Source organism: Pseudomonas avellanae BPIC 631 (assembly GCF_000444135.1).
Taxonomy (GTDB): domain Bacteria; phylum Pseudomonadota; class Gammaproteobacteria; order Pseudomonadales; family Pseudomonadaceae; genus Aquipseudomonas; species Aquipseudomonas avellanae.
Genome location: NZ_ATDK01000265.1, coordinates 1 through 10,222, shown reverse-complemented (window position 1 = coordinate 10,222; position 10,222 = coordinate 1). Strand labels below are relative to the sequence as shown.

At 59.5% G+C, this 10,222-nt stretch carries 10 protein-coding genes and 1 pseudogene; 6 read left to right on the top strand and 5 right to left on the bottom strand.

What is annotated here, in order from left to right:
- Positions 1–184: 184 nt before the first annotated feature.
- Positions 185–625, bottom strand: coding sequence for an RNA polymerase-binding protein DksA (gene dksA / locus DW49_RS0115495; protein ID WP_005614892.1), 441 nt, complete (start codon positions 623–625; stop codon positions 185–187).
- A gap of 350 nt (positions 626–975) precedes the next feature.
- Between dksA and DW49_RS0115490 the strand changes: the two genes are divergently transcribed.
- Complete coding sequence (locus tag DW49_RS0115490) at positions 976–2,148, top strand: pyridoxal phosphate-dependent aminotransferase (RefSeq protein WP_024420722.1); 1,173 nt, start codon at positions 976–978, stop codon at positions 2,146–2,148.
- Positions 2,148–2,861 carry a DNA/RNA nuclease SfsA gene (sfsA, locus tag DW49_RS0115485; protein ID WP_005614899.1) on the top strand — a complete coding sequence of 238 codons (714 nt, stop codon included), beginning with the start codon at positions 2,148–2,150 and terminating at the stop codon, positions 2,859–2,861. Before DW49_RS0115490 ends, sfsA begins: the two co-directional genes overlap by 1 nt.
- 22 nt (positions 2,862–2,883) lie before the next feature.
- Here sfsA and DW49_RS0115480 read toward each other — a convergent pair whose 3' ends face one another.
- Positions 2,884–3,216 carry a Rieske (2Fe-2S) protein gene (locus tag DW49_RS0115480; protein ID WP_005614902.1) on the bottom strand — a complete coding sequence of 111 codons (333 nt, stop codon included), beginning with the start codon at positions 3,214–3,216 and terminating at the stop codon, positions 2,884–2,886.
- Between the two features lie 215 nt (positions 3,217–3,431).
- Between DW49_RS0115480 and deoC the strand changes: the two genes are divergently transcribed.
- Positions 3,432–4,211, top strand: a complete 780-nt coding sequence (deoC, locus tag DW49_RS0115475) for a deoxyribose-phosphate aldolase (protein WP_005614905.1) — start codon at positions 3,432–3,434, stop codon at positions 4,209–4,211.
- Between the two features lie 371 nt (positions 4,212–4,582).
- Here the strand turns inward: deoC and DW49_RS0115470 are convergent, their stop codons facing one another.
- Together DW49_RS0115470 and DW49_RS0115465 are read right to left on the bottom strand one after the other, a co-directional pair.
- Positions 4,583–4,927, bottom strand: coding sequence for a pentapeptide repeat-containing protein (locus tag DW49_RS0115470; protein ID WP_005614908.1), 345 nt, complete (start codon positions 4,925–4,927; stop codon positions 4,583–4,585).
- Positions 4,928–5,028: 101 nt separating this feature from the next.
- Complete coding sequence (locus DW49_RS0115465) at positions 5,029–6,567, bottom strand: bifunctional aminoglycoside phosphotransferase/ATP-binding protein (RefSeq protein WP_005614911.1); 1,539 nt, start codon at positions 6,565–6,567, stop codon at positions 5,029–5,031.
- Positions 6,568–6,697: 130 nt separating this feature from the next.
- On the opposite strand from DW49_RS0115465, the gene mrcB reads away from it, so the two are divergent.
- The 3 genes from mrcB to DW49_RS0115450 are packed head-to-tail and all read left to right on the top strand — an operon-like array spanning position 6,698 to position 10,106.
- Entirely contained in the window at positions 6,698–9,019 is a 2,322-nt protein-coding gene (gene mrcB, locus DW49_RS0115460) for a penicillin-binding protein 1B (protein ID WP_005614914.1), read from the top strand.
- Positions 9,020–9,075: 56 nt separating this feature from the next.
- Positions 9,076–9,777 (top strand): tetratricopeptide repeat protein, encoded by a 702-nt coding sequence (locus DW49_RS0115455; RefSeq protein WP_003382288.1) that lies wholly within the window; start codon positions 9,076–9,078, stop codon positions 9,775–9,777.
- Entirely contained in the window at positions 9,777–10,106 is a 330-nt protein-coding gene (locus DW49_RS0115450; RefSeq protein WP_005614919.1) for a YqcC family protein, read from the top strand. The genes DW49_RS0115455 and DW49_RS0115450 overlap by 1 nt, the downstream gene beginning before the upstream one ends.
- Before the next feature lie 27 nt (positions 10,107–10,133).
- Here DW49_RS0115450 and DW49_RS1000000132160 read toward each other — a convergent pair.
- Positions 10,134–10,222, bottom strand: a pseudogene (locus tag DW49_RS1000000132160) (IS5/IS1182 family transposase); the annotation flags it as partial.

Sequence of the window (10,222 nt, the reverse complement as noted above, 5' to 3'; positions counted from 1 at the left end):
CCAGCGTCGGAATGCCTTGCGTGACGCTCCTGCGTCACAAACCTCTGCCGCGCCGCACATTCAAGACCGGACGCGGAGCGTCCAGAAAGGCATGCGACGCGGAGCGTCTGTACGATAATCCACGCTGGAGGGAGCACAAAAAAAAGACGCCGAAGCGTCTTTTTTGTTCAAAGCGGGCATCAGGTCATTTACCGACCTGTTTTTCCTTGATTTCAGCAAGGGTCTTGCAATCGACGCACTGGTCGGCAGTCGGGCGTGCTTCGAGGCGGCGGATGCCAATCTCTACGCCGCAGGATTCGCACCAGCCGTATTCTTCGTCCTTGATCAATTGCAGCGTCTTGTCGATCTTCTTGATCAACTTGCGCTCGCGGTCACGGGCACGGAGTTCAAGGCTGAATTCTTCTTCCTGGCTGGCACGGTCGGCCGGATCAGGGAAATTGGCAGCTTCGTCCTTCATGTGATCCACCGTTCGGTCGACCTCTTGCATCAAGTCCTGCTTCCACTTGTTCAGGATCTTGGTGAAATGCGCGCGCATGGGCTCGCTCATGTACTCTTCGCCCTTTGTCGCTACATAGGGTTCAAAGCCGCCGATTAGATGGTTCTGTTGCTTTTCTGGGGTGGGCATGTATGGACCGCCTCTCACTCTTCTAATCAATTGCGCAGGATTGTTCCATCACCGACACCCGTCGGCCCTGCAGCTGCAAGCGGGCGAACTTACCAGATCAAATCGGAGTGCGCTACTCCCGGTTGTCGAGCATGAGGACCCTGCCTGCTCGCCGAGATGGCCATGTCGCATCTGCGCTTCACTTAAATGAACTCTAGCTGCTGTGCACCGTCGTAGCTTTCTTTTATCCAGTGTTCGACGACCGGTTTTTTCACCCTGTGAACGCACCGTCAGGCAGGTGGTTGGGTAGAATCATGCGTCGTTGTCATGACAATCATGTTTTTGATACTCGCGCCAATAAAGGAATCCTCATGTCCCAGCCCTACAGCGCTCGCAGTCGCGCCATCGAACCCTTTCATGTCATGGCGTTGCTGGCGCGTGCCAATGAATTGCAGGCGGCGGGTCATGACGTCATTCACCTTGAAATTGGCGAGCCCGACTTCACCACCGCCGAGCCGATCATCAAGGCAGGGCAGGCGGCGCTGGCAGACGGCAAGACCCGCTACACCGCCGCCCGCGGCCTGCCACAACTGCGCGAAGCGATTGCCGGGTTCTACGCCCAACGCTATCAGCTGGACATTGATCCGCAACGCATTCTGGTCACGCCGGGTGGCTCCGGAGCCCTGTTGCTGGCCAGCAGCCTGCTGGTTGATCCGGGCAAGCACTGGCTGCTGGCCGATCCGGGTTACCCGTGCAATCGACACTTTTTGCGCTTGATCGAAGGCGAGGCGCAGTTGGTGCCGGTCGGCCCGCAGGAACGTTACCAATTGACCCCCGAGCGGGTAGCGAGTCACTGGAACCCGAACAGCGTGGGCGCGTTGGTGGCATCGCCCGCCAACCCCACCGGCACCCTGTTGACGCGTGATGAACTGGCGGCGCTGTCCAGCGCGATCAAAGCCCGTAACGGTCACCTCGTGGTGGACGAGATCTACCACGGCCTGACCTATGGTGTGGACGCCAGCAGTGTGCTGGAAGTGGACAACGAGGCGTTCGTCCTTAATAGCTTTTCAAAATATTTCGGCATGACCGGATGGCGCCTGGGGTGGCTGGTTGCGCCACCGGAGGCGGTGGCTGACCTGGAGAAACTGGCGCAGAACCTCTACATCAGTGCCCCGAGCATGGCGCAGTACGCTGCGCTGGCGTGTTTCGAGCCGCAGACGCTGGCGATTCTGGAGCAGCGCCGCGCCGAATTCGGTCGTCGTCGGGACTTTCTTCTGCCGGCCTTGCGTGAACTGGGTTTCGGCATTGCCGTCGAGCCGGAAGGGGCGTTTTACCTGTATGCCGATATTTCAGCATTTGGCGGCGATGCCTTCGCGTTCTGCAAACATTTTCTCGAAACCGAGCACGTCGCCTTTACGCCGGGCCTGGACTTTGGCCGCTTCCAGGCGGGGCATCATGTACGGTTCGCTTACACGCAAAGCCTGCCGCGCTTGGAGCAGGCGGTTGAGCGAATTGCTCGTGGTTTGCGTAGCTGGAGCGCCTGATGCGTTTTTCTCCAGCGCTCGAACAGGGTCGCCTGCTGGTGCGCTACAAGCGCTTTCTGGCTGATATCGAAACCGACAGCGGTGAATTGCTGACCATTCACTGCCCCAACACCGGCTCGATGCTTAACTGCATGATGCCCGGCGGGCGGGTGTGGTTCAGTCGCTCCAATGACCCGAAGCGCAAGCTGCCGGGCACTTGGGAAATCAGCGAGACGCCGCAGGGTCGCTTTGCCTGTATCAATACCGGACGCGCCAATACGCTGGTCGAAGAAGCATTGCGTGCCGGGGTGATCCGCGAACTTGAGGGTTTTACGGCGCTCAAGCGCGAGGTGGCCTATGGGCAGGAAAAAAGCCGTGTGGACTTTCGTCTGGAGTACCCGGACGGCTACCTGTATCTGGAAGTGAAAAGTGTGACCCTGGGTTTCGACGACTCTGCGGTGGCAGCGTTTCCCGACGCGGTAACCCAGCGTGGGGCGCGGCACCTTCGTGAACTGGCCACGCTGGCCCGTGAAGGCGTGCGAGCGGTGTTGCTGTATTGCGTCAATCTCACGGGTGTAGAGGCTGTGCGCCCGGCCAAAGAGATCGACCCCGCGTACGCCGCTGCATTACGCGAAGCGGTCGATGCCGGCGTGCAGATCCTCGCGTATGGGGTGCAGTTGACGCCAGAAGCGGTACATATCGACCGGCGTCTCGAGGTGCATTGGCTGGATTGAGGCGAGGGCGCGGCAGGGTCCGTCAGTGATCGTCGTCGGGCAGCAATGCCCAGATTCCCTCGCCATCTTCGCGGCATTCCAGTGCAGTCAATGATTGACCTTCGCAAGGCCCTGCCACGCACTCGCCACTTTCGATCAAAAACAGCGCCCCGTGCATGGCGCACTGGATCAGGCTCGCGCTGTTGTCCAGAAACTGGTCTGGCTGCCATTCCAGCGCAATGCCTCGGTGTGGGCAGCGGTTTTTGTAGATGAACACTGTTCCCAGGCGACGTACCGCCAACAGCTTGTGTTTACCCAGCTCGAAACCTCTGCTCTGGGCTTCGGGCAAGTGACTCGATGCGCAAAGGAATTTCAAGACGCCTCCAGATTTTTTACGGTCGGTGCTCGGCCCGCTCAGTTTGACAGCTTATTCGGGCGGCTGCGCCCAGGCACATCATGCCCAGTGCTTGATCCGAGTGGCGTCGGACGTTTCCGGTATTTGCGTAGCTTTCTTCCCGCAGTGACCGGCCGGCGTTTGTTGGCGCGCCAAGCCCTATATCTTCCCGCTCATGGTTTAAGGAGCGTGAATACATGAAAGAACTGACGGCAGATGATGAGCGACTGGCGCGCAAGGCCATAGAGTTGCTGGAGCTGTTCGCCCTCAATATCGATGATACCGAGCAGCGTATTGTCGGTGTCTGCCAGCGCGCGTGGACGCCCGTGGGGCCTGTCGCTGCCGTGTGTGTCCAGCAGCGCTTTGTGTGCCTGGCGCGAACGACCCTGGACCGCATGTACGCGCGGGATATAAAAGTGGTGGCCGTCGTCAACTTCCCGCATGGCGGCAGCAACGTCGATCTTGTGGCCTCCGAGGTGCGCTCAGCCCTGATGTCCGGGGCTGACGAAATCGATGTCGTCTATCCGTTCCGCGCGCTGCTGGGCGGTGACCGGCAGACCGGTATGGAGCTGCTCGCGACCTGTGCGAGGTTATGCAGCGGACGCGCAAAGTTGACGGCAACGCTTGAAACCGGCGACCTGCGTGACTCGCAAATGATCCTCGACGCCTGTCGCGATGCAATTGCGTCGGGTGCTGACTTCATCAAGACCAGTACCGGCAAGGCAGCCGTTCATGTCACGCCACAGGCTGCACGCATCATGCTGGGAGCCCTGGCGGATGTCGGCGGGCAGGTCGGGCTTAAAGTCGCGGGTGGGCTTCGCACCTTTGAAGAGGCGCGCTTGTACATGGCCCTGGCCCGTGGCCGTTTCGGGCCGCAGTGGATCAATATCAGGCGGGTGCGGCTGGGAGGTTCCAGTTTGCTGGACGATTTGCTGGCAAGGCTGGGCCTGCTCGAAGCGAGCAGCAGCGGCTTTTGAGGGGTTGGCCGCTTTTCAGACAGACAAAAAAAGACCCGGCAAAGAGCCGGGTCAAAAACCGTGATTAGCCTGATGAGGAGATAATCTGAAAGTCCGAACCAAGGTCTTTCAGTTACCGTCCAGTCTCGCGACTGGATGTGATAATCATAATGATTCTCATTTGTAAGTCAACCTTTCTTTTGGACGGGTCCGGCGTGCTGGCGGGCGACTGGGCTGTGAGCTGGAATTGACACAAGCAGGCGGCTGACAAGGCGCAGAGGTTGCACATTCAGAAGGGATGCCGGAAGCAAGAGGGGTGGGGTGATCAGCAACACATCGCCAGCCCGTCATGCTTTGCGCATGCAGGCTGCAACGTTTTTACGGTTTCAGTTTCAGTGGGTGCGATAGCGCAGGCGCGTCCCGAAGTTTACCGACATCAGAATCTCATCAGCCGAGAGCTCGGTCGGGAAGAACACGCCCGAGATTTGCGCGTGGGCGATGCTTGCACCTTCCATCGGGATATGGCGCAAGTCCAGGCCGCGAAGATCGGCGGAGCGAAAGTAGGCGTCGGTGAAATCGATACCTGTTGTGTCCAGCGCACGTAGGTCCAGCCCTCGAAAGTCGCCGCCGGTCATGTCGATCGTGCCGGTTCGCGGTTTTTCCTGATTGAAACCTTCGACGTCATCCTGGCGCAGCAGCATGTAAAGGGGTGAGTCGATCTGTTTGGGCTGGCTCATGATGGCCTCGTGCTTGTGATTGCGTTGGAATTATGGCGCCAGTATATCGCCATCATTGTCAGGCCGTGAAGCATTACCAGCTCAACGGCCATGCGTTGGTTTCAGAGGCCTGGCAAGCGTTGGCGCAGGTTGTCGACAAGGCTGTCCAGATCGCTGCCAATGTTGGTCGCCACCTTCTTGCTGCACAGAATTTCGTCTGCAGAAAGAAGCTCGCGGCTGGCCTGTTGGGCCTCGATCACTTGCAGCGTCGCATCGGAAGGGTCGTTGTTCTGCGCCTGACGCTGCGCAAGCCAACTGGCGATCACCGCCTGTGGCGCCTCGCAATCAAGGATCAGAAACGGCACGCCGGTGTTTTCAGCTACTTTCGCGGCGGCATCGCGCTGCTCACGCTTGAGGTAGGTGGCATCGATCACCACCGAGAAGCCGGCGCGCAACGTTTTGCCGGCCAACTCATGCAGGCGCGCATAGGTTGCGCTGCTGGCCTCGTCGCCGTACAGATTGTCGCCGCCCTCGGCAAACAGGCGCTTGCGCTCGATATCCGAACGCAGGCGGATCGCACCCAGTGATTCCACCAGGCGCATGGCGACATGGCTTTTGCCGACCGCAGAGACGCCGTGAGTAATGGTCAGAAACCGCGAAGGGATAGCGCTGTAGCTCTCGGCCAGATTGGCGTAGTTGCGATACTGGCGCAGTGTTGCCGCGCGTTGCACACCGTCGGCATCCGCAGGCTGGCTGAACAAGGCCACCTTGGCACGGACCATTGCACGGTAGGCCTTGTAGAAATTCAGCAGTTCCAGGCCGACGTAGTCGCCAGTCACTTCCAGATACTGGCTGACAAGGCGGCGAGAAAGCGATTTCAGGCCCCGGTCTTCAAGGTCCATTGCCAGGAAGCCGATGTCGGCATACACGTCGGTCTTGCGGAACGGCTCGTTGAATTCGATGCAGTCGAACAGCACAACCTCGCCGTCGATCACCGTGGCGTTGCCCAAATGGATGTCGCCATGGCACTCACGGATGAATCCATCGGCCTTGCGTTGAGCCAGCAGTGGCTTGAGGCGCTCAAAGCTCGACTCGGCCCACGCCTGTAGGGCATCGAGCTGCTCCAGGTCTGATTTTTCGCTGATCAGCGGGCGAATCTGCTCAAAGTTCTGTACGACCGGAGCCATGACGCTATCAGGCGAGCCCAGTTCGCTTTCTGCAGTTACATGCGGCGAATCGAGGTGGAAACCGGCGATCTGGCGTGCCAGTTCGTCGATGTGCGCGGTGGTCAGCTCGCCATTGGTCTGCAACGTGCTCAGCAGGCCGTCCTGCGAGAACTGCTTCATTTTCAGGGCGTACTCGATGACTTCGCCGTCGCCGCCCAGTTGTGGTGCCTGGGCCGTGCCGGTGATCGGCAGGACTTCCAAATACATATCGTCGGTCAGGCGCTTGTTCAGGCGTAGCTCTTCCTCGCAGAAATGCTCGCGCAAGGCCAGCGTGGTGAAATCCAGAAAACCGAAGTTCACCGGTTTTTTGAATTTGTAAGCATAAGGACCCGTCAGCAGAACCCACGAAATGTGCGTTTCGATGACCTGAAAATTCTCTACCGGATGAGGGAAAAGGGCAGGGTTCTGCAGGGCTGCGATCAAAGACTGGCTCACGGACGATCCTTCAGGAATGTGTTCAAAATGTAAGTACTTGATGCGGCTATTATGGCCGCTTGGCGCAAGGCTGCAAACCGCTGACTCGGGCGTCTGTCGATCCTCGGTAAAGTGCGTATAATCCGCGCCCATGACTCGATCCCGCACCTCTCGTTCCCCTAAAAAACAACCTCCCCGCAGCCTGAACAAGTGGCTGGGCTGGGCGTTGAAGCTCGGTATTGTCGGCCTGGTTCTGCTGGGCGGCCTGGCCATCTACCTTGATGCGATTGTTCAGGAGAAATTCTCCGGCAAGCGCTGGACCATTCCGGCCAAGGTTTATGCGCGGCCGCTGGAGCTGTTCGTCGGGCAGAAGCTGAGCCGCGATGACTTCCTCATCGAACTCGACGCGCTGGGCTATCGCCGCGAAAGCGTGGCGAATGGCCCTGGCGCTGCGGCGGTGAACGGCAATACCGTCGACCTTAATACACGTGGCTTTCAGTTTTACGAGGGCACGGACGCAGCACAGCAGGTGCGCGTACGTTTCGCCGGCGACTCGGTTGCCGACCTGTCTTCCGGCAACGGTGCCAAGCTTGCCGTGGCGCGGCTCGAGCCGTTGCTGATCGGTGGCTTGTACCCGAAAAATCTGGAAGACCGGATCCTCATCAAGCTTGATCAGGCACCGCCGTATCTGCTCGACGGGCTGGTGGCTGTAGAGGACCGGGATTTTTATCACCACTTCGGTGTGTCGCCCAAGTCCATTGCCCGTGCGATCTGGGTCAATACCTCGCAGGGTCAGATGCGTCAGGGCGGCAGTACGCTGACTCAACAGTTGGTGAAGAACTTCTACCTGACCAACGAGCGCAGCCTGAGCCGCAAGCTGACTGAGGCCATGATGGCGGTCTTGCTGGAGATTCATTACAGCAAGCAGGAAATCCTTGAGGCTTATCTCAATGAGGTGTTTGTTGGTCAGGATGGTCAGCGTGCGGTTCATGGCTTTGGTCTGGCCAGTCAGTATTTCTTCAGTCAACCGCTGTCCGAGCTGAAAATTCACCAGGTAGCGATGCTGGTCGGGCTGGTCAAAGGGCCGTCCTTCTACAATCCACGTCGCAACCCTGAACGTGCGATGGAGCGTCGCAACCTTGTACTCGACCTGTTTGAGCAGCAAGGCGTTGCCACGCCCGAAGTGGTAGCGGCGGCCAAAAAATTGCCACTGGGTGTGACCAAAACCGGCACGCTGGCCGACAGCTCGTTCCCGGCCTTCCTTGATCTGGTCAAGCGCCAGTTGCGCGAAGACTACCGCGACGAAGACTTGACCGAAGAAGGGCTGCGGATCTTCACCAGCTTCGATCCGATCCTGCAGATGAAATCCCAGGCCGCCATGGACGACACGTTCAAAAAGCTCGCCGGGCGCAAGGGTGTTGATGAGGTCGAGGCGGGGATGGTCGTCACCAACCCGGAGACCGGCGAAGTGCAGGCGTTGATCGGCGGTCGCGAGGCCGGGTTCTCGGGTTTCAACCGGGCGATTGATGCAGTACGACCGATTGGCTCGCTGGTCAAGCCGGCTATTTACCTGACTGCGCTGGAACGTCCGAGCCAATACACGCTGACCAGTTGGATTGCCGACGAACTGTTCCAGGTCAAGGGCGCTGATGGCCAGATCTGGAAGCCGCAGAACTACGATCACAAGTCCCACGGCAATATCTTTCTGTATCAAGGGCTGGCGCACTCGTACAACCTGTCGACTGCCAAGCTGGGCCTTGAGCTGGGGATTCCGACGGTCTTCAAAACACTGGCCAAACTGGGCGTGACCCGTGAATGGCCGGCCTACCCGTCGATGCTGCTGGGCGCGGGCGGCTTGAGCCCGATGGAAGTCGCCACCATGTATCAGACCATCGCGAGCGGCGGGTTCAATACGCCGATGCGTGGCATCCGCAGTGTGCTGACCGCCGAAGGTGAGCCGCTCAAGCGTTATCCGTTCAAGATCGAGCAGCGTTTCGATCCGGGTGCCATTTATCTGGTCCAGAACGCGATGCAGCGGGTCATGCGTGAAGGTACGGGCAAATCTGTTTACAGCGTATTGCCGAGCTCGCTGAACCTGGCGGGCAAGACCGGCACCAGTAATGACTCGCGCGACAGCTGGTTCGCAGGTTTCAGTCAGGATCTTCTCGCCGTGGTGTGGATGGGTCGTGACGATAACGGCAAGACTCCGTTTACCGGCGCTACCGGTGCCTTGCAGGTCTGGACCAGCTTCATGCGCAAGGCCAATCCGCTGCCGCTCGACATGGCGATGCCGGACAACGTTGTTCAGGCGTGGGTCGATGCGCAGACCGGTCAGGGTTCGGACGCCAGCTGCCCGAATGCAGTGCAGATGCCGTATATTCGCGGCAGTGAACCCCAGCCCGGCGCAACATGCGGCGGCGCTCCGGCACCTGCCACTGAGGTGATGGACTGGGTCAAGGGTTGGTTGAACTAGGCAATCGAGGTTTTCAAGTGAATAAATGGTGGATTCCAGCTTTAACGACACTGGCCTTGCTGAACGGCTGCGCCAGTGTGGAACGTGGCTCGATTCCGGTCGTGGATTCGAGCTCCAAGGTGTCCAATAGCGAGCGCGCAGCTGCGTCGCGCAACGGTACTTATCGAAGCACCGCCCCTGTTCAGCAACAGCCGCAAGCTGTACCGCAGGACAATGGCGTGGTGGTGATGGTGCCGGGCGCGGCGGGTGCGGGCGCAGGGGAAAGCTTCTCTGCACCGGCCAGTCAGGCCCCGTTCAGCGTCAATACGCCGCCTGTCGACGCAGCGCCTGTCAATCAGGCGCCGATCAACCCGGCTCCGGTGAATAACAGCTACAGCATGCCGGCTGCGTCTGCACCGACCGGGATCCCGTCCAGCGGTGGCGGTCTGTCCGAAGACGAACAGCTTGATGGCCCGGTACTGGCCTTGTTGACCACGGCGCAGCAACAGCAAAGCAGCGGCGACCTCAACGGTGCGTCCTCCAGCCTTGAGCGCGCCCAGCGTGTTGCGCCGCGCGAACCTCAGGTGCTTTACCGTCTGGCCCAGGTGCGTCTGGCTCAGGGCGATGCCGCCCAGGCTGAACAATTGGCCCGCCGCGGTCTGACGTACGCCAATGGGCGTGCCAGCCTTCAAGCCAGCCTGTGGGGGTTGATCGCTCAGTCTCGTGAAAAGCAGGGCGATGCGGCCGGTGCTGCGCTGGCTCGTCAAAAGGCTCGCTGATGGACGTTCGCTTGCCTGAAGTTGCCGAGCAATTGCTGTTGATCGAGCGCGAATTGCGCACTCTGGGCTGGTGGGATGCCACACCGCCCAGCGAGCAGGCACTTGCCAGTCAGGAGCCGTTCAGCGTTGACACGCTTGAGTTTGCGCAGTGGCTGCAATGGATCTTCCTGCCGCGCATGAAGATCATTCTCGAAAACGACCTGCCGCTGCCCAATGCATCCGGCATTCTGGAAATGGCCGAGATGGTCTATGCCGGTCGCCAGGGCGAGGCCCGGTTGCTGCAACAGCACTTGGCCCGATTCGATCAGTTGATTGTTGCCGCACGTTGAGCGAGTCGCCTAGGGTCTGTTCCCGTTTCACATTGGTAGCCACAGAAAAGCGCAGGCCATTGCTATGACGCTTTCATAGTTTCTCTTGAGTTTGTCAAATCGAGAAGCCACCGCCC